The 24522-nt window shown below is 72.7% G+C and carries 22 protein-coding genes and 2 pseudogenes; 13 read left to right on the top strand and 11 right to left on the bottom strand.

Annotated features, from left to right (window positions below; genetic code table 11):
- Positions 1–20 precede the first annotated feature (20 nt).
- Positions 21–1244, bottom strand: a complete 1224-nt coding sequence (locus tag ACIQFX_RS05005) for an MFS transporter (protein WP_402459022.1) — start codon at positions 1242–1244, stop codon at positions 21–23.
- Between the two features lie 86 nt (positions 1245–1330).
- On the opposite strand from ACIQFX_RS05005, the gene ACIQFX_RS05000 reads away from it, so the two are divergent.
- Positions 1331–1879: a MarR family winged helix-turn-helix transcriptional regulator gene (locus tag ACIQFX_RS05000; protein WP_402459021.1), complete on the top strand. Its 549-nt coding sequence runs from the start codon at positions 1331–1333 to the stop codon at positions 1877–1879.
- A 72-nt stretch (positions 1880–1951) separates the two neighbouring features.
- On the opposite strand, the gene ACIQFX_RS04995 is transcribed toward ACIQFX_RS05000, so the two are convergent.
- From ACIQFX_RS04995 to ACIQFX_RS04970, 6 genes are all read right to left on the bottom strand, one after another.
- Entirely contained in the window at positions 1952–2512 is a 561-nt protein-coding gene (locus tag ACIQFX_RS04995; RefSeq protein WP_402459020.1) for a hypothetical protein, read from the bottom strand.
- A gap of 93 nt (positions 2513–2605) precedes the next feature.
- A complete protein-coding gene (locus ACIQFX_RS04990; RefSeq protein ID WP_030318427.1) occupies positions 2606–3364 on the bottom strand; it encodes a succinate dehydrogenase iron-sulfur subunit in 759 nt (252 codons plus the stop codon).
- Positions 3364–5118 carry a succinate dehydrogenase flavoprotein subunit gene (gene sdhA / locus ACIQFX_RS04985; protein WP_306326455.1) on the bottom strand — a complete coding sequence of 585 codons (1755 nt, stop codon included), beginning with the start codon at positions 5116–5118 and terminating at the stop codon, positions 3364–3366. The genes ACIQFX_RS04990 and sdhA overlap by 1 nt, the downstream gene beginning before the upstream one ends.
- Before the next feature lie 25 nt (positions 5119–5143).
- Positions 5144–5620, bottom strand: coding sequence for a succinate dehydrogenase hydrophobic membrane anchor subunit (locus ACIQFX_RS04980; protein WP_402459018.1), 477 nt, complete (start codon positions 5618–5620; stop codon positions 5144–5146).
- An 8-nt stretch (positions 5621–5628) separates the two neighbouring features.
- Entirely contained in the window at positions 5629–6009 is a 381-nt protein-coding gene (gene sdhC, locus ACIQFX_RS04975) for a succinate dehydrogenase, cytochrome b556 subunit (protein WP_015035721.1), read from the bottom strand.
- Between the two features lie 192 nt (positions 6010–6201).
- Positions 6202–6819 carry a 2-oxo-4-hydroxy-4-carboxy-5-ureidoimidazoline decarboxylase gene (locus ACIQFX_RS04970; RefSeq protein ID WP_402459016.1) on the bottom strand — a complete coding sequence of 206 codons (618 nt, stop codon included), beginning with the start codon at positions 6817–6819 and terminating at the stop codon, positions 6202–6204.
- Positions 6820–6993: 174 nt separating this feature from the next.
- Here ACIQFX_RS04970 and ACIQFX_RS04965 point away from each other — a divergent pair, with 174 nt between their 5' ends.
- The 3 genes from ACIQFX_RS04965 to ACIQFX_RS04955 all read left to right on the top strand — a co-directional run bounded on the left by ACIQFX_RS04965 (position 6994) and on the right by ACIQFX_RS04955 (position 9987).
- Positions 6994–8631, top strand: a complete 1638-nt coding sequence (locus tag ACIQFX_RS04965; RefSeq protein WP_402459015.1) for a glycoside hydrolase family 20 protein — start codon at positions 6994–6996, stop codon at positions 8629–8631.
- 87 nt (positions 8632–8718) lie between these two features.
- Positions 8719–9360, top strand: coding sequence for a DUF4328 domain-containing protein (locus ACIQFX_RS04960; protein WP_402459013.1), 642 nt, complete (start codon positions 8719–8721; stop codon positions 9358–9360).
- A 66-nt stretch (positions 9361–9426) separates the two neighbouring features.
- On the top strand, positions 9427–9987 hold the full coding sequence (locus ACIQFX_RS04955; RefSeq protein ID WP_402459012.1) for a hypothetical protein: 561 nt from the start codon (positions 9427–9429) through the stop codon (positions 9985–9987).
- A 7-nt stretch (positions 9988–9994) separates the two neighbouring features.
- Here the strand turns inward: ACIQFX_RS04955 and ACIQFX_RS04950 are convergent.
- Positions 9995–10593 (bottom strand): annotated as a pseudogene (locus ACIQFX_RS04950) (Clp protease N-terminal domain-containing protein); the annotation flags it as partial.
- Positions 10594–10938: 345 nt separating this feature from the next.
- On the opposite strand from ACIQFX_RS04950, the gene ACIQFX_RS04945 reads away from it, so the two are divergent.
- Both ACIQFX_RS04945 and ACIQFX_RS04940 read left to right on the top strand, forming a co-directional pair.
- Positions 10939–11628 carry an RNA polymerase sigma factor gene (locus ACIQFX_RS04945; RefSeq protein WP_402459010.1) on the top strand — a complete coding sequence of 230 codons (690 nt, stop codon included), beginning with the start codon at positions 10939–10941 and terminating at the stop codon, positions 11626–11628.
- A complete protein-coding gene (locus tag ACIQFX_RS04940; protein WP_402459009.1) occupies positions 11628–12758 on the top strand; it encodes a hypothetical protein in 1131 nt (376 codons plus the stop codon). The genes ACIQFX_RS04945 and ACIQFX_RS04940 overlap by 1 nt, the downstream gene beginning before the upstream one ends.
- A 156-nt stretch (positions 12759–12914) precedes the next feature.
- Here the strand turns inward: ACIQFX_RS04940 and ACIQFX_RS04935 are convergent, their stop codons facing one another.
- Positions 12915–13769, bottom strand: a complete 855-nt coding sequence (locus ACIQFX_RS04935; RefSeq protein ID WP_402459007.1) for a peptidoglycan-binding protein — start codon at positions 13767–13769, stop codon at positions 12915–12917.
- 231 nt (positions 13770–14000) lie between these two features.
- On the opposite strand from ACIQFX_RS04935, the gene ACIQFX_RS04930 reads away from it, so the two are divergent.
- The 3 genes from ACIQFX_RS04930 to ACIQFX_RS04920 all read left to right on the top strand — a co-directional run bounded on the left by ACIQFX_RS04930 (position 14001) and on the right by ACIQFX_RS04920 (position 17174).
- Positions 14001–15581, top strand: a complete 1581-nt coding sequence (locus ACIQFX_RS04930) for a methylmalonyl-CoA mutase (RefSeq protein ID WP_402459006.1) — start codon at positions 14001–14003, stop codon at positions 15579–15581.
- Positions 15582–15648: 67 nt separating this feature from the next.
- Positions 15649–16308: a leucine efflux protein LeuE gene (gene leuE, locus ACIQFX_RS04925; protein ID WP_402459004.1), complete on the top strand. Its 660-nt coding sequence runs from the start codon at positions 15649–15651 to the stop codon at positions 16306–16308.
- 44 nt (positions 16309–16352) lie between these two features.
- Positions 16353–17174 (top strand): MerR family transcriptional regulator, encoded by an 822-nt coding sequence (locus ACIQFX_RS04920; protein ID WP_402459002.1) that lies wholly within the window; start codon positions 16353–16355, stop codon positions 17172–17174.
- A gap of 46 nt (positions 17175–17220) precedes the next feature.
- Here ACIQFX_RS04920 and ACIQFX_RS04915 read toward each other — a convergent pair whose 3' ends face one another.
- On the bottom strand, positions 17221–18573 hold the full coding sequence (locus ACIQFX_RS04915; protein ID WP_402459000.1) for a polysialyltransferase family glycosyltransferase: 1353 nt from the start codon (positions 18571–18573) through the stop codon (positions 17221–17223).
- Positions 18574–18806: 233 nt separating this feature from the next.
- Positions 18807–19805: pseudogene (locus ACIQFX_RS04910) on the bottom strand (glycosyltransferase family 2 protein); the annotation flags it as partial.
- A 219-nt stretch (positions 19806–20024) separates the two neighbouring features.
- Between ACIQFX_RS04910 and ACIQFX_RS04905 the strand changes: the two are divergent.
- The 4 genes from ACIQFX_RS04905 to ACIQFX_RS04890 are packed head-to-tail and all read left to right on the top strand — an operon-like array spanning position 20025 to position 24521.
- Entirely contained in the window at positions 20025–21314 is a 1290-nt protein-coding gene (locus ACIQFX_RS04905) for a DUF6716 putative glycosyltransferase (RefSeq protein ID WP_402458999.1), read from the top strand.
- Positions 21314–22540, top strand: coding sequence for a cytidylyltransferase domain-containing protein (locus ACIQFX_RS04900; RefSeq protein ID WP_402458997.1), 1227 nt, complete (start codon positions 21314–21316; stop codon positions 22538–22540). The genes ACIQFX_RS04905 and ACIQFX_RS04900 overlap by 1 nt, the downstream gene beginning before the upstream one ends.
- Before the next feature lie 11 nt (positions 22541–22551).
- Positions 22552–23445: an N-acetylneuraminate synthase family protein gene (locus tag ACIQFX_RS04895; RefSeq protein ID WP_402458996.1), complete on the top strand. Its 894-nt coding sequence runs from the start codon at positions 22552–22554 to the stop codon at positions 23443–23445.
- The gene (locus ACIQFX_RS04890; protein WP_402458994.1) at positions 23442–24521 is read left to right on the top strand and encodes a hypothetical protein; all 1080 of its coding nucleotides are present in this window, start codon (positions 23442–23444) and stop codon (positions 24519–24521) included. Before ACIQFX_RS04895 ends, ACIQFX_RS04890 begins: the two co-directional genes overlap by 4 nt.
- The last annotated feature ends 1 nt before the right edge of the window (position 24522 follow it).

Below are 24522 nucleotides of genomic sequence, written 5' to 3'. Positions count from 1 at the left end.
ACCGACAGCCGCCGGGCGCCCTACCGGAACCGCCGCACCCCGGGGACCAGCGCCGTGCCCAGGCAGCAGCCGCCGACCACCACCGCGGCGGCGAGCAGGGGGACTTCGGGCCCCCAGGCGGAGGCGGCGAGGGGGGCCAGGGCGTAGCCCAGGGGCATGGCGGCGAGCGAGAGCAGCCAGTCGTACGAGGTGACGCGGGCGAGCGCGTGGTCGGGTACCGCCCGCTGGACGGCGGTGGCCCACACGGGGGAGAGGAATCCGAGCCCGGCCTGGGCGAGTCCGTAGGCGGCGACGGTCACCGGCGCGGGCGCGGGGACGGCGAGGAGCACGAGCGGCAGCGCGTACGTGGCGAGTCCGAGGTTCGCGGTCAGGACGGGGCGGCGGGGCCTGATCCGGTCGGCGAGCAGGGCGCCGAGGAGGAAGCCGACGGCGCCGGTCTGGAGGAGGACGACCCAGGTGGCGGCCCCGCCGAGCCGGTGCACGGCGATGGCGGGTCCGAGGGTCATGAGGACGGCCGCGGCACCGTTCCAGGCGCTGTGGGCGATCAGGCTCGTCCAGTACCAGTCCCGGGAGCGGACCTCCCGCCATCCCTCGGCCAGGTCGGCGCGGAGCGAGCGGCGCGGGATCGGCACCCGCTCCACCCGGACGGCGGTCAGGAGCAGGGCGCTGACGGCGAACGTGGCGGCGTCCAGGACGAACGCCCAGCCCGGCCCCACGGTCAGCACCAGGGTGCCCGCGAGGGCCGGCCCGGCGAGCCGGGCGGCGCTCTGGGCGGCGCTCATCGCCGCGTTGGCGCGGTGCAGCGAGGCGGCCGCCACGGTTCCCTTCACCAGCGGGGATCCGGTCGGCATCGCGAAGGCCCCGGCGGCGCCGCCGACGGCCTCGGCGACCGCCAGGACGGCGAGGCTGGGGGTGCCGCCGAGCAGTTGGACGCCGACGAGGAGCTGGGTGGCGCAGCGGACGAGGTCGGTGGTCAGCGCGACCGCGCGGGCGTCGAAGCGGTCGCCGACCACGCCTCCGACGGGCAGCAGGAGCAGTTTGGGGACCATCGCGCAGCCCAGGACGAGGGCGAGGGCCGCGGTGGATCCGGTGGCCTCCAGGACGGCGAGGGCGAGGGCGGCGGGGATGGCGGCGTCGCCGAGGAGGGAGAGGGCCCGTCCGGCGAAGAGCAGGCGGAAGGGGCGGGTGCGCAGGGGGTGGGGTGCGGCCGCGGGCGTGCGGGTGTGCTCGGGGGTGGCGGGCATGCGCCGTAGAGTATTTCGGTGTCGAATAATTCGTCAACGAAATACTTTTCCGTGAGACGGGCCGCCCGCCGACGTACGATCACCCCATGGCGCTCCCCGAGGAACCGCGTGCCCCCCGCGCACCCGAACCGCGTGACTGGACCGACGAGCACGTCGCCCGCTGGCAGCCCGTGCTGCCCGGCCTCGACCCGGTCGTCGAAGGCGCCGTCACCCGCATGAAGAAGCTCTCCGTCCACCTCCGCCGGGTCAGGGAGCAGTCCCTCGTCGACTTCGACCTGGAACGCCACGAGTTCGACACCCTGCACAAGCTCTCCGGCCGCGGCGGCAGCGCCGCCCCCTCCGAACTCGCCCAGGACCTCGACCTCGCCCCCGCCTCCGTCTCCGGCCGCCTCGACGCGCTGGAGAAGCGCGGGTTCGTCCGCCGCGCCCGGTCCACGACCGACCGGCGCCGGGTCGTCGTCGAACTCACCGCCTCCGGTCGCGAGACCTGGCTCGGCGCCATGGACGTCCTCGGCCACGAGGAGTACCGCCTCCTCGGCGTCCTCACCCCCGAGGAGCGCACCCTGCTCAACGACATGCTGCGCCGGATCATGGTCGAGGCCGAGTCCGGCGGCCACGCCGACTGGCACGCCTGACCCGACGCCCCGACGCCCCGACGCCCCGACGCCCTGACGCCCCGACGACCCGGGTCCGACGGGGACGGAAGGTCAGACGCTCAGCGAACGCGCGAAGTTGAGCTGCCCCATCACCCAGTGGATGGTGTCCGGCCCGGTCGCCGGGATCATCGTCGCGTGGTGCCGGCCCCCACTGGTCACGGTGACCTGGATGAAGCCCGTCGTGGTCTTCTCCTTCATCAGCAGGAACAGCAGGCCGAGCAGGCAGAAGATGAAGAAGACGATCGCGAGCACGATCGCCACGGTCGGCATCTTCTCCTCGGTCCGCGACATGTCCATCGCGTTCCACACCGCGCCCTTGAGCGGCATCGGACCGGCCGGGGTGATGATCTGGTCGCCGACCACGGTGATGTCACCGAGGCTCAGCAGCGGCGCGCCCGCGCCCGCGGGGGCGTGCGGCGGCGGGATCGGCACGCCGGCCGGCAGGGTCGGCTGGTACGGCACTCCGGCCGCGGGGGTGGACCCGGCCTGCGGATAGCCGTACCCGGGCGTCGCGTCCTGCGGATATCCGTACGCCGGAGTGCCGGACGCACCGCCCTGCTGCCCCGGCCCCCACTTGTACTCGCCGTCCGCGTAAGGATTCGGCTCGCTCATCAGTCCCCGCTCTCCACTACGAGGCGGGCAAGGAAAAAGCCCGCTCCTGCACGCCGCAGCGTACAGAAGCGGGCTTTCCCGCCACAGCGGAGGTCAGAAACGTCGCGTGATCAGCGCGCGCTTCACTTCCTGGATGGCCTTGGTGACCTCGATGCCACGCGGGCACGCGTCGGTGCAGTTGAACGTCGTGCGGCAGCGCCACACGCCGTCCTTGTCGTTCAGGATCTCCAGGCGCTGCTCGCCCGCCTCGTCACGCGAGTCGAAGATGAAGCGGTGCGCGTTGACGATCGCGGCCGGACCGAAGTACTGGCCGTCGTTCCAGAAGACCGGGCAGGACGACGTGCACGCGGCGCACAGGATGCACTTGGTGGTGTCGTCGAAGCGCTCGCGGTCCTCGGCGGACTGCAGGCGCTCGCGGGTCGGCTCGTTGCCCTTGGTGACCAGGAACGGCATGACGTCCCGGTACGCCTGGAAGAACGGCTCCATGTCGACCACGAGGTCCTTGAGCACCGTCAGGCCCTTGATGGCCTCGACCGTGATCGGCTTCTCGGGGTTGATGTCCTTGATCAGCGTCTTGCAGGCGAGCCTGTTCTTGCCGTTGATCCGCATCGCGTCCGAGCCGCAGATGCCGTGCGCGCACGAGCGACGGAAGGTCAGGGTGCCGTCGACGTCCCACTTGATCTTGTGGAGGGCGTCGAGGACCCGCTCCTTCGGGTCGATCTCGATCTGGAAGTCCTCCCAGACCGACGCGTCCGACACCTCGGGGTTGAAGCGGCGGATCCGCATCGTGACCGTGATGTACGGGGAGGCGGCGGACTCCGCCTCGACCTTGTCCAGTACGGGGGTAGCCATCAGTACTTACGCTCCATCGGCTGGTAGCGGGTCGTCACGACCGGCTTGTAGTCGAGACGGACGGTCTCGGAGCCGTCCTCGCCGACCTCGCGGTACGCCATGGTGTGGCGCATGAAGTTGACGTCGTCGCGGTTCGGGTAGTCCTCGCGGTAGTGACCGCCGCGGGACTCCTTGCGCGCCAGGGCCGAGACGGCCATGACCTCGGCCAGTTCGAGCAGGTTGCCCAGCTCGATGGCCTCCAGGAGGTCCGTGTTGAAGCGCTTGCCCTTGTCCTGGATGGACACGTTCTCGTAGCGCTCGCGCAGCTCGGCGATCTTCTCGACGGCCGTCTTGATGGTCTGCTCCGTACGGAACACCATCACGTTGGCGTCCATCGTCTCCTGGAGCTCGCGGCGCAGGTCGGCGACCCGCTCGCTGCCCGTGGAGTTGCGCAGCTTCTCGATCTGCGCGACCACGAGGGACTCCGGGTTCTCCGGCAGCTCGACGAAGTCGTGCTTGGCGGAGTACTCGGCGGCGGCGATGCCGGAGCGCTTGCCGAAGACGTTGATGTCGAGCAGCGAGTTGGTGCCGAGGCGGTTGGCGCCGTGCACCGACACGCAGGCGACCTCGCCGGCCGCGTACAGGCCCGGGACGACGGTGGTGTTGTCCGACAGGACCTCACCCTCGACGTTCGTCGGGATGCCGCCCATGGCGTAGTGCGCGGTGGGCTGGATCGGGATCGGGTCCGTGTACGGCTCGATGCCGAGGTACGTACGGGCGAACTCGGTGATGTCCGGGAGCTTGGCGTCGAGCTGCTCCGGCGGGAGGTGCGTCAGGTCCAGGTAGACGTGGTCGCCCTCGGGACCGCAGCCGCGGCCCTCGCGGATCTCCGTGTAGATGGAGCGGGACACGACGTCACGGGACGCGAGGTCCTTCATGACCGGCGCGTACTTCTCCATGAAGCGCTCGCCGTCCTTGTTGCGGAGGATGCCGCCCTCACCGCGGGCGCCCTCCGTCAGCAGGATGCCCATGCGCCAGATGCCCGTCGGGTGGAACTGGAAGAACTCCATGTCCTCCAGGGGCAGACCGCGGCGGTAGCACGCGGCCTGGCCGTCACCGGTCAGGGTGTGGGCGTTGGAGGTCACCTTGAAGAACTTGCCGGTGCCGCCGGACGCGTAGATGACGGCCTTGGCCTGGAAGATGTGGATCTCGCCGGTGGCCAGCTCGTAGGCGACGACGCCCGCGGAGTGCTTCACACCGTCGATCTCGGTGATCAGCTGGTCCAGGACGTAGAACTCGTTGAAGAACTCCACGCCCTCCTTGACGCAGTTCTGGTACAGCGTCTGGAGGATCATGTGGCCGGTGCGGTCCGCGGCGTAGCAGGACCGGCGGACCGGGGCCTCGCCGTGGTTGCGCGAGTGGCCGCCGAAGCGGCGCTGGTCGATGGTGCCGTTCGGGGTGCGGTTGAACGGCAGGCCCATCTTCTCCAGGTCGAGGACGGCGTCGATGGCCTCCTTCGCCAGGATCTCGGCGGCGTCCTGGTCGACCAGGTAGTCACCGCCCTTGACCGTGTCGAAGGTGTGCCACTCCCAGTTGTCCTCCTCCACGTTCGCCAGCGCGGCGGCCATGCCGCCCTGCGCCGCGCCCGTGTGGGAGCGGGTGGGGTAGAGCTTCGTCAGGACGGCGGTGCGGCTGCGCTTCGTCGACTCGATGGCGGCGCGCATGCCCGCGCCACCGGCGCCGACGATGACGGTGTCGTACTTGTGGATCTTCATGACGTGGATTACCTCAGCCCCGTGCCTAGCGGATGTTCGGGTCGAAGGTGAAGATCACCAGCGTGCCCAGAAGGATGGTGAACACCGTGGCGGTGTACAGCAGGCCCTTGAGCCACAGGCGCGTGTTGGCCCGCTCCGCGTAGTCGTTGATGACGGTACGGAGGCCGTTGGCGCCGTGCAGCATGGCGAGCCAGAGCATCAGCAGGTCCCAGACCTGCCAGAACGGGGACGCCCAGCGGCCGGCCACGAAGGCGAAGCCGATCTTGGATACGCCGCCGTCCAGGAAGAGCTGGATCAGCAGGTGGCCGAGGACCAGGACGACGAGGACCACGCCCGAGAGGCGCATGAAGAGCCACGCGGCCATCTCGAAGTTGCCGCGGGTCGCGCGCGGGGTCTTGCCCGTGCGCTTGCGGGGGGCCTCGATGTACGGCGCGGGGTTGTCCACGTCGTAGTGGGCGCCGCCCTCGACGGGGCCGATCGCGGCGGAGGTGTCAGCGGACATGAGTGGCGTCAGCTCCCGAACAGTTCACGTGCGGCGTGGCCGAGGACGGGGTACAGCGAGCCAGCCATCAGCACGACCCAGATGCCCACGACGGTCCAGAGCATCTGCTTCTGGTAGCGCGGGCCCTTGGACCAGAAGTCCACGGCGATGACCCGGAGGCCGTTCAGCGCGTGGAAGAGGATGGCGGCGACGAGGCCGTACTCCAGAAGAGCGACGATCGGCGTCTTGTAGGTCGCGACCACCTCGTCGTACGCCTCGGGGGAGACGCGGACGAGAGCGGTGTCCAGCACGTGTACGAACAGGAAGAAGAAGATGAGGACGCCGGTGACTCGATGAGCCACCCAGCTCCACATTCCTTCCCGGCCGCGGTACAGCGTTCCAGCCGGCACGGAAAAACCCTCCGGGAGCGGGGATCAGGGTCGGCCGGCTTCTCTGTCGGTCTGACCCGGCCGGGTACGGTCCACCGGCCCCGGTCATCGTAGCGACGACTTGTCGGTTCGCTCGCGCGGGGTCCACCGGTGTGATCAAACAGGCACGGACGGACTATCGCACGGGGCGGAATCGCCGCATTCCGGACGGATTCACGGCCCGGAGTGTCGTGGTGTGAGCCCCTCGGCCAGCCGGAACGCCAGCCGGGCGCGCGCGAGCCGGCGCAGTTCGTCGGCGGCGACGACCCGTTCCTCCTCCGGTTCGTTGCCGAGACGTGACCGGATGCCGGCCAGGACCTGGTCGAGCCGCTCCCCGGGACGCACTCCGTCGAGGCTGATGACGAACGCGTGTCCGAAGCTGCTCTCGTACGCGGCGTGGGCCGCCCGCAGCGCCGTCCGCGCCGCCGGCGGCGCCCCGGGGTGCGGCAGGACGGAGGACTCGGCGGCCAGGGCCGTGTCGAGCTCGGCCCGCGACAGGTCGTATCCGGCCTCGTCGGCGGCGGCGAGCAGGGCGTCCACCGTCGGGTACGGGCGGTGCGCCGCCACGCGCTCGGCCCAGCGGCGGCTGTGGCAGCAGGAGAGCAGCAGGGCCTCGGCCTCGGCGGGGGTGGCCGCGTTGAACCCGACGAGACCGGCGGTGTGCCGGGGGTGGGTCTGCTGGGCGGGTATCGCAGGCGTGTCCCCGGAGCCCGGCTTCCGGCAGGGGGCGTGCGTGTCGCTGGTCAGCGTGGGCTCCGGTACTCCGGGACGGGTGGGGTGGGCGTGACGCAACGTTATCGACGAGATGAGGGAAGTGTCCGACGGATGCGCGAATTTCACCCGGAAGGGAGAGTTTCGGAACATGTGATGGACGAACGGATTCCGGTCCGCCGGGGAACCGGCCGGATCCCGCCCCCGCTCCGTCCCCCGATTGGCCGGACCGTCTTCCGTACGGGAGGATTCCGAATGATGCGGTACTCCCTTCGGGGCTCCCACCGGGGCCCGGCGCTGACGGCGACCGCGGTGGCGCTGGCCACCGTGGCGGCCTGCTCCGGCGGATCCCCGTCAGGACCCGCCGGCCCGTCCTCCCCGGGCGCGTCGGCGAGCACGGCGCCCACGAGCGCCCCGCCGCCCAGCCCCACCCCCACGCCCAGCCCCACCCCGACGCCCACCAGGACCTACCCCCTCTCCAGCGCGCCGCGGACCGTCCCCGCCGTGCGCGCCCACGAGGCCGCCCGCGGCCCCGGCTGGAAGCCCGGGCCCACCGGCGGGGTCGTCATCGCCGCCGGCAGTGCGGGTCTCGCCGACGAGGGGAAGCTGATCGCCGGAGAACTCGGCATCCCCTACCGGGGAGCCGTCGCCGCCGGGCCCGGGGACGTCGAACTGGCGCTCGGCGGGTCGGGCGCGCCCGAGTCGTACTCCCTCACCGTCCGGGGCGACCGGGTGCGGATCAGCGGTCCCGACGAGGCCGGGGTCTTCTACGGCACCCGCACCCTCAAGCAGTCCGTGAAGGCCACCGGCGCCGTGCCGGAGGGGACGGTCACCGACCGGCCCGCGAAGCCGCAGCGCGGACTCATGGTGGACATCGCCCGCAAGTACTTCACGGCCGCCTGGCTGGAGGACCGCATCCGGGAGATGGGCGACCTGAAGCTCAACCAGCTCGGCCTGCACTTCTCCGACGACCAGGGCTTCCGGATCCAGTCCGACAGCCACCCCGAGGTCGTCTCCGCCCAGCACCTCACCAAGGCCGAGGTGCGGCGGATCCTCGCGCTCGCGGCGAGCCGCCACATCACGGTGATCCCCGAGATCGACTCGCCGGGGCACCTCGGCGCCGTCATCGCCGCCCATCCCGACCTCCAGCTCGTCAGCGCGAGCGGCCGCACCCCGCGCGGGACCGTCGACATCGCGAACCCGGCCTCGGCGAAGATCGTCGACGAGCTGCTGCGCGAGTACACCGGGCTCTTCCCGGGGGCGTACTGGCACCTCGGCGCCGACGAGTACGTCGCCCTCATGTCGAAGAACCCGGAGGCGAGCTACCCGAAGCTGGCGCGGGCCGCGGTCGCGAAGTACGGGCCCTCCGCCCGCGTCCAGGACCTCGCCACCGGCTGGCTCAACGACCGCGCGGCCGTCGTCCGGCCCACCGGCAAGACCCTCAAGGCCTGGAACGACGGCTTCTTCACCGGCGGGGTGGTGAGCCCGGCCGAGGACCTGGAGGTCGAGTACTGGACGGGCCGCGAGATCGGCGCCCGGCTGCCCGTCTCGTACCTGAGCGAGGGCCGCAAGCTCGTCAACCTCAACGACGAGTACCTCTACTACATCCTGGGCGAGCCCAACCGCTTCCCGTACCCGACCGGCCGCCGGATCTACGAGGAGTGGACCCCGCGCGTCCTGCGCGGCTCCACCCCCGTGCCGGCGAAGTACGACGCGCAGATCCTCGGCGGCCGGCTCGCGATCTGGTGCGACCTGTCGCGGGCCCAGACCCAGGCGCAGGTGGCGGCCGGCATCCGGCTGCCCCTCGCGGCCCTCGCACAGAAGGTGTGGGACCCGGAGAAACCGCCCCTGACCTGGGACCAGTTCAGGGCGCTCGTGGCGCGGGTGCGCTGAGAACCACCGTGGACGCGGTCGAACCCGATCGCGTACGGTCCCCCGGCGGCGGCCATCGGGCCGCCGCGCATTCCTGGGGGGAACCAGTTGCTCACGCTCAAGAACCCGGACGGCCTGGCGAAGGCCGTCGTGGTCCTGCTCGCCGGAAACATCGTCTTCGACGTCCTGCTCGGCATCGTCGACGTCCGCGACCTGATCGTCGAACCGACGCCCTACGTCGACTTCGACCGGTTCGGTCCGCTCGACCTGGACGTGGCCTACGGCATGGCGTTCATGATGTTCCTTGCGACCGGCATCGTCTTCATCAGCTGGTTCCACCGGCTGCGGAGGAACGCCGAGATCTGGGCCCCCGACCTGCACACGCGTACGCCGGGGTACGCCGTCGGCTGCTGGTTCATCCCGTTCGGCAACCTCTGGATCCCGCGGTCCATCGCCGTCGGGATCTGGCGGGCCAGCCGCTGGGAGCCGTACGCCGCCGACGGCAGGGGGGAACTGCGGCTGCTCAACGGCTGGTGGGCGTGCTGGGTCGTCGGCAGTCTGGTGAACTGGTCCTCCGGACAGATGTACAAGACGGTGGACACCACCGAGACCTGGACCGTGGCGACACGGTGGTCCGTTGCGGGCTACGTCCTCGACGCCGTCGCCGCCGTCCTCGCGATCCTCGTCGTCCGGCGTCTGACCTCTATGCAGCGCACCAAGGCCGCTGGCATGATTCCGGCCGCGCAGTGACGAAAAGGCGCCACCCGGCGCAGTAGTGGAAGTACTGCGTCCGCATCGGGTGGCGAGGAGGCGTCCATGACGTCGGGGAACGGCCGGAGCCTGCTGGAACTGATCGAAGGGGCCGACGAGCGAGGGCTGGCCGCGGCCGGTCTCGCCTGCCTGGACCGCTGCCTGCCGCTGCTCGCCCCCGACGGGGGCGACGCCCTGCGGCCGGTGTGGGCGGCCGTCGCCCGCGGCGACGGAGCGGCCTGGGGCGAGGCCGTCGCCAAGGCCCGGGTGGAGCTCGACGCCGAGGGCACGCCGGACGCCGCGGCCGTCCGCGGGATGCTCGCGGACGCCCCGGCCGCCTGGACGGCCGAGACCCTGCGCGCCTGGGCCGGCGGATGCTCCGCCACCGCCCTCGCCCTGCACGGCCGGTACGACGCCGCCGGAGTGCCCGACGGCCTCGTCGACCGCTGCCGGGCCGGGGACGCCGACGGCGCGGGCCCGCTGCTCGCCGGGGAGCTCCGCCGACAGCAGGCCGTCCTCGAATCGGTCGCCCACGGCCCGACCGGACTGCGCCGGGCGCGCGAGCTCTCCGTCGAGGGCGGCCGGGTGCTGCGCGCGGTCGTCTCGCGCCGGGCCCGCACCGCCTGAGGGGGCGCTACGCGGAGGCCTCCGGCGCCTGGATCGCGATCGAGGCGATGGTCTCCGCGATCTCCCGCTCCGCCGTGGCCTTGTCCAGGCCGAGGCCGCTCAGCACGCCCTCGCCGTCCTCGTGCTCCAGGAGGGCCAGCAGGATGTGCTCGGTGCCGACGTGGTTGTGGCCGAGGCGCAGGGCCTCGCGGAACGTCAGCTCCAGGACCTTCTTCGCCGCCGCGTCGTACGGGACGAGCGCGGGCACCTCGGCGGCGGCCGGCGGCAGGGTCGCCGTGACGGTCTCGCGGACCCGGTCGAGGGGTACGCCCTTCGCGGTGATCCAGTGCGCCGCGAGCTCCTCGGGTTCGGCGAGCAGGCCGAGGGCCGGCTGCGCCGGGAGGGTCTCGGTGTTGCGGGCCGCCGTGGCCCCGTTCTGTGCGGCCATGACGACGTTCCGCGCCCGGGGGGTGAAGCGGCTGAACCCGGCGTTCGGGTCCATCTTCTCCGCGTCCGGTTCCTTGGGGCGAAACGCTTCTGGGCCGCCTGGCGGGTGACGCCCATGCTGCGGCCGATGTCGGTCCAGGAGGCGCCGGAGCGCCGGGCCTGCTCCACGAAGTGGCCGATGCGCCCAAGGGTGGAGACGGGCCGCGAAAAGGAAGGGAAAAAGGGGGGGAAAGGGAGACGACCGGGGCCGCCACCCCCCACAGGAGAGGCCCCGGTCGTCATCCACGGAGCCGCAGCACGGCTCCGTACTCCATACAGCGCCACCCGTGCGTTTTCTGTCACACCGCACGTGCGCCCGCACGTGCGCCGCGAGGCGCCGCTGAAGGTTGCAAGTTGTACAAAGACCCCGGACCGCGTGGACGCGGTGCCGCGACACGACGTAGCGTGCAGATGCGCGAGGCAGCGTGGCGGTGATGACCAGCCGCGGCGCCGCGACCGACGCGACCGACGAACAGGGTTTGGGGAGTGCTGGGGGACGACGCGGAGCTGACGGCCGCCGTGCACGCTGCGCAGGACGGGGACGAGAACGCGTTCCGGACTGTGTACCGCGCCGTGCACCCCCGGTTGCTCGGCTACATACGGACACTGGTCGGCGAAGCCGACGCCGAGGACGTCGCCTCGGAGTCGTGGCTCCAGATAGCGCGCGACCTCGACCGGTTCGACGGCGACGCCGACCGCTTCCGCGGCTGGGCCGCCCGGATCGCCCGCAACCGCGCCCTCGACCACATCCGGATGCGCGGCAGGCGCCCCGCGTCCGGTGGCGACGAGACCGAACTGACGGACAAGCCGGCCGACTCCGACACCGCGGGCGAGGCCCTGGAAGCCCTGGCCACCGGCCACACCATGCGACTGATCGCCCAGCTCCCGCAGGACCAGGCCGAGGCCGTCGTGCTGCGCGTCGTCGTCGGCCTGGACGCCAAGAGCGCCGCCGACACCCTGGGCAAACGCCCCGGCGCGGTCCGCACGGCCGCCCACCGGGGCCTCAAGAAACTCGCCGAGCTCCTCGGAGTCGACGGCGTGACGGACGGGTCGGAAGAGGCGGGCGGGGCGGTCGTCCCGCTGGACGGCGTGCCTCCGCAACGCGGCCGCACACCGGGGCCCCTGGCCCCCGGCGGTGTGACGCAATCACGTCCGCGTACGCAGAAGGACATGTGATGGCCGACGAGCGGTACCAGTGGCTCGACCAGGACGCCGCGGAGCAGCTGCTCCGCGGCGAGCCGGTCGATGCCGCCGACAGCCGTGCGCGCGGCCAGGCGGAACGTCTCTCCGAGGCCCTCGGCGCGGCCCGCGCCGACGCCGCGACCCCGGTCGCGGGCACCGAACTCCCCGGCGAGGCGGCCGCCCTCGCCGCCTTCCGCGCGGCCACCGCGGCCCGCGCCGCCGCCACCCCCGCCGGAGCGGCCGACCGCGTCGAACTCGGCCGGGTCCGGCTCGCACCCGTCGCCGCACCCGCGCGCCGCTGGGGACGCTCCCTGCGCTACGGCCTGGCCGCAGCGGTCACCGCCGTCACGGTCGGCGGCGTCGCCGTCGCCGCCGGCACCGGCGTCCTGCCCCTGGTGGGCCCCGCGCCCGCCGGCACCGTGACCGCGGGCGAGTCCCCGGGCCCGGTCGCCCCGAAGGAGCCCGGCATACGCCCGGACCCCGAGGCACCCCCGAGCGGACCGGGCGGCGACGGCACGCCCGGCGCGTCCCCCTCCGCCGGTGCCACCACCGTCGCGCCCTCCACCCAGGGCCCGGACGGGCACGGCACGTCCACTCCGGGGCCCGGCAGGACCACCACGGACACGGGTTCGACGGACGGGGGCGACACCGGAGTCACCGGTGGCACTGCCGGCACCGACCTCCGGAGCAGGACGCTCAAGGCCTGCCAGGACTACCGGGCCGGAAAGCTCGACGCCGCCGGCCGGGACCGGCTCACCCGGGACCTGCGGAGCGGCGACACCCTCCGCCGCTACTGCGACCGGATCCTCGCCGGCGGCACCGGTGCCTCCGACGGCACCGACACGCCCAAGGGCGGCACCAAGGACACCTCCGACGGCGACACCAAGGACGAGGACCGAGACGGCTCCGGCGCCACCGACGGCGACGGGAAGGGCCGCGACGGGAGCGCCGCCGGGTCCGGCGACGCCCGGGACGGCGGCGGTGGCGACCGCGACTCCCTCCGGCTCTCGGCCGCCCTGCCCGCCGGGTTCCCCACCGGAACGGACACCGCGACCACGGCGGGGACCACGGCCGGAACACCCGCCGGAACCACCGCAGAGGCACGCCTCCCGCTGCCGGTGTAACACTTCTCGACCCGTCGGCGCAGTATGGAGTGTGCCGACTGGTCATCGGCCGCGCAGTGAGCCGGGGTTCCCCCCGTACCTACGGCTCCGCGCACCCGGCGCGGGTGGGACACGTTCCCCCGGTCCCACCCGCGCCCCTTCTTCCTCCCGTTCGGGCTACCAGTGGACGACGACCTTGTCGCCGACCTTCACCTCGTCGAAGAGGGCCGAGAGCTTCGCCCGGTCCCGGACGTTGACGCAGCCGTGCGAGGCGCCGTTGTAGCCGCGGGCCGCGAAGTCCGCCGAGTAGTGCACGGCCTGGCCGCCGCTGAAGAACATCGCGTACGGCATGGGCGTGTGGTAGATCGTCGACGTCCACTTGCGGGCCTTCCAGCCGACGCTGAACGTGCCCTCCCGGGTCGGGGTGTTCTCCGAACCGAAGCGGACGTCCATGGACGAGACGACCTTGCCGTCGATCATCCAGGCGAGGGTCCGGCTCTCCTTGCTGATGCACAGCACCCGGCCGGTCATGCACCGCGGGTCCGGGGTGTCCAGCTTGTTGGTGGTGGCGGGCTTCAGCTCGTCGGCGGTCGGCTCGTGGGTCAGCGAGACCAGCCGCTGCCAGGTCGCCTCGTCCACCGACCCCGTCTCCGGCAGCCCCCGCCGCTTCTGGAACCTCTCGACCGCGCCCGCGGTCATCTTCCCGTAGAACCCCGTCGGCGCCCGGTCGAAGAAGTCCAGCTGCCGCAGCCGCGCCTGGAGCTCGCGGACCTGCTCGCTCTCGTCGCCGTCGCCCATCAGGGGCTTGGACGCGGGCGCGCCGGTGGAGGGCGTGCCGGTCGGGGACGGCGGCTTGCCGTCCGTACCGGGGGAGGACGCCGGGGGCGCGGTCCCCGGCGTGGCCGACGTCGGTGCGGGCGCCCGCGTCGGGCCCGCCGTACCGCCGCCACCCACCGCGTCGGGCGTACAGCCCGCGGCGAGTGCCACCGCCGCCGCTGCCAGTGCCACCCTGCGCAGGACGCTGCCGCGCACGGCGGTTCTGTTTATGGCGGACGAAGACCGCTTCATCGTTTCCCCCCGGGACGAGTCGTGTGTACCTAGGGATGCTTCCCGCGCGTGTGCGGTTGCGCACCCGGGGCACGAACCGCGCATGCTGTGAGGAAGGTCCCGGCGTGCTGCTCTCCATGGCCCGCACGCCCGCAACTACAGTCCGTCGCGAGGGTCCGTACCGCTGAGTAGCAGGTCTATCGGAAGGCACAACGCATGGCGCGCGAGTCTGAGTCGGGGCTGCCGATCGAGCCGGTCTACGGACCGGACGCCCTGGACGGATGGGATCCCGACCGGAAGCTGGGCGAGCCCGGCGCGTACCCCTTCACCCGCGGCGTGTACCCCTCGATGTACACCGGCCGGCCCTGGACCATGCGGCAGTACGCGGGCTTCGGCACTGCCGTGGAGTCCAACGCCCGCTACAAGCAGCTCATCGCCAACGGCACCATGGGCCTGTCGGTCGCCTTCGACCTGCCCACCCAGATGGGCCACGACTCCGACGCCCCGATCGCGCACGGCGAGGTCGGCAAGGTCGGCGTCGCCATCGACTCGATCGACGACATGCGCGTCCTGTTCGACGGGATCCCGCTCGACAAGGTCTCCACGTCGATGACGATCAACGCCCCCGGCGCCCTGCTGCTGCTCCTCTACCAACTCGTCGGCGAGGAGCAGGGCGTCCCGGCCGACGAGCTGACCGGCACGATCCAGAACGACGTGCTGAAGGAGTACATCGCCCGCGGCACCTACATCTTCCCGCCGAAGCCCTCGCTGCGGCTGATCGCGGACATCTTCAGGTACTGCAAGGCCGAGATCCCCAAGTGGAACACCATCTCGATCTCCGGCTACCACATGGCCGAGGCCGGTGCCTCGCCCGCGCAGGAGATCGCGTTCACCCTCGCCGACGGCATCGCCTACGTCCGCACCGCCCTCGCCGCCGGCATGGACGTCGACGACTTCGCGCCGCGGCTCTCCTTCTTCTTCGTGGCCCGCACCACCCTCCTGGAGGAGGTGGCGAAGTTCCGAGCCGCCCGCCGCATCTGGGCGCGGGTGATGAAGGAGGAGTTCGGCGCGAAGAACCCCAAGTCGCTGATGCTGCGCTTCCACACCCAGACCGCGGGCGTGCAGCTCACCGCCCAGCAGCCCGAGGTCAACCTCGTCCGGGTCGCCGTCCAGGGCCTGGCCGCCGTCCTGGGCGGCACCCAGTCGCTGCACACCAACTCCTTCGACGAGGCCATCGCCCTGCCCACCGACAAGTCCGCCCGCCTGGCCCTGCGCACCCAGCAGGTCCTCGCCCACGAGACCGACGTCACCGCCACCGTCGACCCCTTCGCCGGCTCCTACGTCGTGGAGAGGATGACCGACGACGTCGAGACCGCCGCGCTGGAACTGATGGCCAGGGTCGAGGACATGGGCGGCGCGGTCGCCGCGATCGAGCACGGCTTCCAGAAGAACGAGATCGAACGCTCCGCCTACCGCATCGCCCAGCAGACCGACAGCGGCGAGCGGGTCGTCGTCGGCGTCAACCGCTACACCATCGACGTCGAGGAACCCTACGAACCGCTGCGCGTCGACCCCGCCATCGAGGCCCAGCAGGCCCAGCGCCTGGCCCGCCTGCGCGCCGAACGCGACCAGCCGGCCGTCGACGCCGCGCTCGCCGCGCTGAAGAAGGCCGCCGAGGGCACCGACAACGTCCTCCACCCGATGAAGGACGCCCTCAAGGCCCGCGCCACCGTCGGCGAGGTCTGCGACACGCTGCGCGGAGTCTGGGGCACATACGTCCCCACCGACGCGTTCTGAGCCCGCGTCCGACCCCGTAGACGCAGGTCACAGCGGAGTGTCGCAATTGTGTGCGACACTCCGCCCCATGCTGGGTGTCACCGATCTGCCGACCTATCTCGCGGGCGTCGTCCTCATCGTCCTCCTCCCGGGGCCGAACTCGCTCTACGTGCTGTCCGTGGCCGCCCGCAAGGGCACCCGGACCGGATACAAGGCCGCCGCCGGGGTGTTCACCGGCGACGCGATCCTGATGACGCTGGCCGCGCTCGGCGCCGCCTCGCTGCTCCAGACGACCCCGCTCCTCTTCACGATCGTCAAGTACGCGGGCGCCGGCTACCTCACCTGGATGGCGATCGGCATGCTCCGCGCCGCCTGGAGCATGTGGCGCTCCCGGGGCGAGACGGCCGCCGCGGAGACCGAGGAGTCCCCGGGCGCGGGCGGCGGCGAGAACCCGTACCGCCGCGCACTGCTCATCAGCATCTTCAACCCCAAGGCGATCCTCTTCCTGATCTCCTTCTTCGTGCAGTTCGTGGACCCCGGCTACGCCTACCCGGCGTTCTCGTTCCTCGTCCTCGGCACGATCCTCCAGGTCGGCAGCTTCCTCTACCTCACGGCCCTGATATTCGGCGGCACCCGTCTCGCGTCCGCCTTCCGCCGCCGCAAGCGCCTCTCCGCCGGCGCGACCTCGGCGGCCGGCGCCCTCTTCCTCGGCTTCGCCGCGAAGCTCTCGCTCAGCAGCGCCGTCTGACGTTTGACCCTGACACCGTGTGAGGGCGTTCCGTAGGAGGCGTCATGTTCACCATCGGAGACTTCGCCCGGCACGGGCGGGTGTCGGTCCGGATGCTGCGCCACTACGACGCCATCGGACTGCTGCGCCCGGCCCGGGTCGACCCCTTCACGGGCTACCGCCACTACACGGCGGACCAGCTCGCGCGGCTCAACCGCGTCATCGCGCTCAAGGACCTCGGCTTCACCCTCGAACAGGTGGGGGCCATCCTCGACGAGCAGGTCGACGCGCACGAGCTGCGGGGGATGCTGCGCCTGCGCCAGGCCGAGCTGGAATCGGCCGTGACGGAGGCGCGGGCCCGGCTCGCCCAGGTCGGCGCGCGGCTCCGAGCCATCGAGAGCGAGGGACGCATGTCCACTCAGGACGTCGTCGTCAAGAAGATCCCCGCCGTCCGGATCGCCGAGCTGAGCGCGGTCGCCGCGAGCTTCGGCCCGCAGGACATCACCCCGGTCATCGGACCGCTGTACGACGAGCTGTGCGGCCGTCTGACGGCCGCGGGCGTCACCGGCTTCGGCCCGGGCATCGCGTACTACGAGGACGCGGGCGAGGGGAACGGGTCGGTCGTCGTGCACGCCGGCATGACCGTCCCCGAGGGCACCGCCGTCGAGGGCGTCGACGTGCTCGTCCTGCCCGGCATCGAGGAGGCGGCCACCATCGTCCACCGCGGGTCGATGGACGCGATCCTGCCGACCGCGCAGACCCTCGCCGCCTGGATCGACACCAACGGCCACGCCTCCGCCGGGTACGCCCGCGAGCTGTACCTGGAGTGCCCGGAGGACCAGGCGGGCTGGGTGACCGAGCTCCAGGAGCCGGTCGGCCGCGCCTGATCCCTCTGCCTGATCCCCGCGCCTGATCCCTCCTCCTCGCCCGGTGCTACCGCTTCAGCGCCTTGCGCAGGCGCAGTGCGCGCCGGGCGAGGCGGCGGACCTTCGGGTGCCGGGGGAGGGGCAGGCCGCCGGGGAGGCCGAGGACCGTGAGGCGGCGGCGGGTGAAGTGGTGCCGGGTGTGCGCGGCGAGCGGACCCGACAGGTGCCGTACCGCCGCCTCCCGCAGCTCCGGCCGGATCTTCGGCTGCATGGCGAAGCCGACCGCCGCGACCAGGTCGTTCAGCTGCTCCGTACCGACCTCCGCGTCGTCGTCCCCCTGCTCCAGGGGCGGGACGACCGTGTCCACCACGGTCAGGGGGACCCGGTTGCTGTTCTGGTACGGGGTGAGCCGCGCGAGCAGGGTGCGCGTCCCGACCCGGGCGACCGGCAGCCCGTAGAAGGTGTGCGCGGTGAGGAGCGCGGTGGAGAAGCAGCCGACGACGAGCGCGGGCCGCAGCTCGCGGTAGAGCACCTCGGCCAGCACGGGCCGGTGCTCGACGGTCAGTTCGGCGCCGAGCTCCTCCGCCGCGCGCACCAGCGCCCGCGACCAGGCGTCCGGGGCCGTCGGGTGCGGCTTGAAGACGAGCCTGCGGTGGCCGCGGGCGACGGCGCCCCGCACCATCCGCAGGTGCAGCTCCTCCTCCTCTGCGACGGTCAGCAGATCGAGCGCCGCCAGGTACTGGCCGAGCAGCAGAGCCGGCCCCTCGCACCCGGCGGCGGGGCCCGGAGCGGCTCCCGCCAGCTCCTCGACGCACTTCGTGAACGCCTCCACGGGTACGGTCTCCGCCACCGCCCCGAACTCGGCGAGCAGCAGCGGCGCGAGCCCCGGCACGAGGTCCAGGTGGAGCAGTCGGTCCACCCGGCCGCCGATCAGCGGGTCGATCTTGTTGCGGGTCGGCCCGTAGCTCATCAGGCCGTCCGCGTACACGGTGATCGACGCGTCGGGCAGCAGCTGGGCGACGGCGAGCGCGGGCGTCACCTGGAGGGACTCCAGGGCCAGCTCGACCCGGTCGTCGCCGAGCCCCCAGATCCGCCGCAGGTGGCGCTGGAGGAGCGGCAGGTCGCTCGCGCGGGGCGTCCAGCCGGCGGGGTGGAGCGGGGAGATCACCTCGTTCCAGGAGAGGACGTCGTCGAAGCGGCCGCGCAGCCGTGCGAAGCCCTCGGCCTCGTCCAGGGCGGGGGTCGTCTCCGGCACGGCTGCGTTGTTGGTGACGAGGAGGATCCGCCGGTCCGCGGGCCCGAAGCAGCCGCTGTCGAGTGCGGCGGCGAGCGTCACGGCGCCGTAGAGCGTCGAGGCGCAGAAGATCTGCGTGGTCCGGCGGGGCGTGGTGGCCCGCGGGGGAGTCAGGGTGCCGCTCACGCCGCCACCTCCGCGGAGGAGGCCGTACCGGCACCGGGCGCCGTACCGGCACCGGGCGCCGTACCGGCACCGGGCGCCGTACCGGCACCGGGCGCCGTACCGGCACCGGGCGCCGTACCGGCACCGGAGGCCGTGGCCGTGCCCGCGCTCGCACCGGCGTCAGGCCCCGCGTCGGTGGCCGTGGCCGTGCCCGCGCCGGCGTCAGGGCCCGCGCCCGCGTCCGTACGCGCACCGGCGGCCGTGCCCCCGCCCGGTGTCGGGCCGGGGGGTGGGGCCGGGCGTCGGCGGCGCAGCCTGCGCAGGGTCGCGGCCCGGTCCGGGCCCATCGCCGGCAGGACCTCTTCGAGGACGTCCTGCGGCATCCGCCGCAGCGCGCCCGCGCTCATCGCCCTGAGCTGCCGCGCCACCTGCGGCTCGAACCGTTCGATCGAACCGACGTGGTGGGAAATCACCGCACAATACGTGCGCACGGCTTTCGGGAGAAGCGCGTCGGCATCCCGGTCCTTCGCCGTTTCCTCGATCACCTGGTCGAATGCGCGGATGAAATCCAATTGTCGTACATCACCGATCTGGGTGAGCGAGGTCGAAACACCCCGCCGGTAGAAAACTCCGAGTTCGCCGACCGCGGCGAACGAATCCGCCTCGCGGTGCAGGCGCCAGATCCACGGCCGGTCCTCGGCGGTCCGCAGCCCGTGCGTGAAGTGCAGCAGCCCCCGGTCGAGGAGTCGCCGGTGGTAGATCCCCGCCCAGGCGTACGGGTAGTCGACGGAGGTCGTCCGGTGGGCCGGCAGGATCGCGTCCCGCGGCGCCAGCACCTCGCCGCGCCGGGGGACCGGCGCCCGCCGCACCGCGCGGGTGCGGCCGGTGACGGACACGTGGTCGGTGCGGAGGAAGTCGCAGTCCAGCTCCTCGGCGGCGGCGACCAGGCGGTCGTAGTACCCGGGGGCCAGCCAGTCGTCCCCGTCGAGGAAGGCGACGTACTCGCCGCGGGCCGCGTCGAGGCCGGTGTTGCGGGCCGTGGCGAGGCCCTCGTTCCGCTCGTGCCGGAGCAGGACGGCGCCCGGCAGCTCGCGCGCGGCCCGGTCGAGGAGCTCCGGGGTCCCGTCCGTCGAGCAGTCGTCGACCAGCAGGAACTCGAAGTCCTTCCGCGCGTTGGCACGCAGGCTCGTCAGGGTGTCGGGGGCGTATGTCTGCACGTTGAAGAACGGCACGACGACGGAGAGCTTGACCACGCGGCCGACGTTAGGCGCCGACCCGGCATTCCCACCGACCGGCGGGCGGATGTCCGGTGAACACCGGGCGGCGGACGGATTAACCGCCTTTGCCTGTGTCGGAATCCTGCTCCCCGCTGACCGGAAATCGGGCCGCTTCAGAATTCGGAGAGGCTCTGTTCACCCTTTGTTGCGGCCCAGTTGGGACGGAAAGCGGAATGCCCTTCTAGCGTCCTCGGCGTGCAAGGAAGCAATCGAGAAGCGGTACGGGTCGCCGTGCTCGCCGACTCCGACACCCGGTGGAAATGGGGCGCCCTCACCGCGCGCCGCATCACCACGGCGACGGCCGAACCCACCGGTTTCGTCCTGCGCGGACGGGCCACGCCCACCGCACGCCAGCTCGCCGAGACCGGGGTGTCGAAGACCGCCCCGCGCGAGGTGACGGGCGCCGAGTTCCTGCGCGCGGTACGGGACGCGGAGCGGCGCGGCGAGGGGTACGACCTCGTCGTCCTCTCCCTCGTCGGAGGCACCGTCCGGGCCGTCCTCCAGGGCCTGGCCGACCTGGACCTGGAGCGGCGTCCGGTGATCGTCACCGGCTACGTCGGCGTCGTGTACGAGAAGCTGACCGACGGCCTCCTGCTGCGCCACGGCGCCGACGTCGTCCTCGCCAACTCCCGCCACGACGCGGAACGCTTCCGGGCCGTCTACGCGGGCGTCGGCGCCGCGGCCGACCCGGTCGTCGAGGCGGCGCTGCCCTTCCTCGGCGGCGCCCCGTACGCCCCCGAGGCCGGCCGTGACACCCTGGTCTTCGCCGCCCAGCCGTCCGTCCCCGCCACCCGGGCCGAACGCGCCCACGTGCTGCGGCGGTTGATCGAGCACGCCCGCCTCCACCCCGGCCGCGAGGTGCTCCTCAAGCTCCGCTCCAAGCCCGGCGAACACACCACGCACCTGGAGGAGTTCCCCTACCAGAAGCTGGTCCGCGCCTTCGACCCGCCCGCCAACTTCCGCCTCGTGTACGGGCACATGGGCGAGGTCCTCGACCGCACCGACCTCCTGGTCACCGTCTCCTCCACGGCCGCCCTCGAAGCCCTCCACCGGCGGATCCCCACCGCGATCCTCACCGACCTCGGGATCCGCGAGGCGCTCGGCAACCACCACTTCGTCGGCTCCGGCCTGCTGACCTCCTTCGACCGGCTCGACAAGGGGCTCACCCCGGCCCCCGACGAGACCTGGCTCGCCCGGCAGGGCGTGGCCTCCGACACCCCGTACGAGAAGGCCTTCGACGCCGCCCGCGAGCGGGTCGCCGAACTCCTCGCGCAGCCCGCACGCCCCCCGATCACCCCCTACTACACCGCGGAGTCGGCCCCCGGCTACCTGCCCGGGATCCTCGCCCGCCACCGCCTGGACGTCACCGCGCCGGAACCCCGCGAGAGCGGACCGCGCCGGATCGTCCGGGAGGCCGCGCGGGGCGCGTACCGCCACGGCGTGCAGCGCATCGCCCCCGTCATCCGCCGCCTGGGAGAACTCTGATGCCCACGACACCCCCGCCGCACACCCCCACCGTGCTCGCCGTCGTCCCCGCCCGGGGCGGCTCCAAGGGCGTCCCCGCCAAGAACCTCGCCACGGTGGCGGGCGTCCCCCTGGTGGCCCGCGCCGTCCGCGCCTGCCTCGGCGCCCGCCCGGTCACCCACGTCGTGGTCTCCACCGACGACCCCGCCATCGCCGCGGCGGCCCGCACCGCCGGCGCCGAGGTCGTGCACCGCCCCGCCGAGCTCGCGGGCGACACCGCCACCAGCGAGGCGGCCGTCCTGCACGCCGTGGACGCCTTCGAGGCCACCCACGGCCGGCCGGCCGACGTCGTCCTCCTCGTCCAGTGCACCAGCCCCTTCCTCACCTCCGCCGAGATCGCCGAGGCCGCCGACCGGATCATCTCGGGCGCCGCCGACACCGCCTTCACGGCCGCCCCCTCGCACGGCTTCCTCTGGCGCGATCCCCGGGACGGCGCGACGGGGGCCACCGGCGTCAACCACGACAAGGCGCACCGCCCCCGCCGCCAGGACCGGGAGCCCGAGTACCTGGAGACCGGCGCCGTCTACGCCATGGACGCCACCGGCTTCCGCACCCACGGGCACCGCTTCTTCGGCCGCACCGCGCTCGTCGTCACCGACCCCGCGCGGGTCCTGGAGATCGACGACCCGCACGACCTCGCCCGCGCCAAGGCCCTCGCGCCGCTCCTCGACGACCCGGCCACCCCGACCTTCGCCGACATCGACGCCGTCGTCCTCGACTTCGACGGCACCCAGACCGACGACCGGGTCCACCTCGACGCCGAGGGCCGCGAGTTCGTCTCCGCCCACCGCGGCGACGGCCTCGGCATCGCCGCCCTGCGCCGCGCCGGACTTCCCGTCCTCATCCTCTCCACCGAACAGAACGCCGTCGTCGCCGCCCGCGCCCGCAAGCTCAGGATCCCCGTCCTGCACGGCGTCGACCGCAAGGACAGGGCCCTCAAGGAGTGGTGCGACGCCGAGGGAATCGACCCCCAGCGCGTCCTCTACGCCGGCAACGACGTCAACGACCTGCCCTGCTTCCACCTCGTCGGCTGGCCCGTCGCCGTGAGCAGCGCCCACGACTCCGTACGGGCCGCGGCCCGCGCGGTCACCGTCACCCCCGGCGGCTCCGGAGCCATCCGCGAGATCGCCGCGTGGCTCCTCGGACCCGAGCTCGACACCCCCGCACGCACCACCACCGACTCGTAAGGAACGGCACCATGAACACCCGTCTGCGCACCTTCGGCGAGAAGACCGCCGGCCCCGGCCACTCCGTCTACGTCACCGGCGAGATCGGCATCAACCACAACGGCGAGCTCGACAACGCCCTCGCGCTGATCGACGTCGCCGCCGACGCCGGCTGCGACGCCGTCAAGTTCCAGAAGCGCACCCCGGAGATCTGCACCCCGCGCGACCAGTGGGACATCGAGCGGGACACCCCTTGGGGCCGCATGACGTACATCGACTACCGCCACCGCGTGGAGTTCGGCGAGGACGAGTACCGCGCCATCGACGAGCACTGCCGCAAGCGCGGCATCGACTGGTTCGCCTCCCCGTGGGACACCGAGGCCGTCGCCTTCCTGGAGAAGTTCGACGTCCCCGCCCACAAGGTCGCCTCCGCGTCCCTCACCGACGACGAGCTGCTCCGCGAGCTGCGCGCCACCGGCCGCACGGTCATCCTCTCCACGGGCATGTCCACCCCGAAGCAGATCCGGCACGCCGTCGAGGTCCTCGGCTCGGACAACATCCTGCTCTGCCACGCCACCTCGACCTACCCGGCCAAGGCCGAGGAGCTCAACCTCCGGGTCATCCAGACGCTCCAGGAGGAGTACCCGAACGTCCCGATCGGCTACTCCGGCCACGAGACCGGCCTCCAGACCACCCTGGCCGCCGTCGCCCTCGGCGCCACCTTCGTCGAGCGCCACATCACCCTCGACCGCGCCATGTGGGGATCCGACCAGGCCGCCTCCGTCGAGCCGCAGGGCCTCCAGCGCCTCGTCCGCGACATCCGCACCATCGAGACGGCCCTCGGCGACGGCGTCAAGAAGGTCTACGAGTCGGAGCTCGGCCCGATGAAGAAGCTCCGCCGGGTCCAGGGGCTCGTCGCCGCATGACCGGGCAGCTGGCGTTCGTCGAGAGCCCGGTCCAGCTCCTCAACGTCCTGGAGTGGGCGCACGCGCAGGCACCCGCCGGCGCGCCCGCGGCCGCGTCGCCCCTCACGGTCGTCGTCCTCTCGCCGACCGACCCCATGTCGCGGGGCCAGCTGCGCCGGATGGCGCAGCTGGCCCGTGACGAGGGGCTCACCGTCCGGTGGCAGGAGGCGCGCGGCGGCCGCGGGGCGCTCGCGCGCACCCTGCGGGAGCTCGCCGGGCCGCTGCGCTCGGCGGAGCGGGTGATCATCGGCGACCCGTTCTCGCGGTACGTCCAGCTGCTCCTGTCCCTGTTCGCCCCCCGCCACCTCACGGTGGTCGACGACGGCACCGCCACCATGGAGTTCGCCGCCCAGCTCGGCCGCGGCGAGCGCCTGGTGCGCTGGCACCGCAAGGGGAACCTGGGCCCGCGCGAGCTGGTGCTCGCGCCGGTGACCTCGCTGGCCCGTCGCCGGCTCGCCCCGGCCCGGGGCCGTACGGTCGAGATCTTCACCTCGCTGCCCGTCGAGGCGCCGGACGCCCTCGCGGTCACGGAGAACTCGTACGCCTGGACCCGGGCCCGCTTCGGCCCGCCCCTGCTCACCCGCGGTGCCGACCTGGTGGGCACCTCGCTGGTCGAGACGGGTGTGGTCGACGCCGACCACTACGCCCGGGTCGTGGGCGAGCTGGCCGGCGCCCACGGCGCCACCCGCTACTTCGCGCACCGCAGGGAGAGCGCCGAGAAGCTGCACCGGATCGCGGTCGAGACGGGCCTCCAGGTGGTCCGCCCCGACCTGCCCCTGGAACTGATCGCCCGCCGCGGCCCCATCGGGCGTACGGTCGTCAGCTTCCCGTCCACGGTCGTCCACACCCTGCCGCTGGCCCTCGCCGGCACGGGGGTGCGGGTCGCCGTGTGCGAGATCGCGCCCGAGTGGCTGCGGGAGAGCGCCTCACCGCGTGCCCGGGGCTTCCTGTCCGTCGTGACGGGCACGGCCGCCCACGAGGTCGACCGGCTGACGGCCCGTGCGGTGTCCTCCACCGACCGGCTCGAATTCGGCTGAG

Origin of the sequence: Streptomyces sp. NPDC093089 (assembly GCF_044754405.1) — a bacterium.
GTDB lineage: Bacteria > Actinomycetota > Actinomycetes > Streptomycetales > Streptomycetaceae > Streptomyces.
This window is presented reverse-complemented; position numbering and strand designations above follow the sequence as displayed.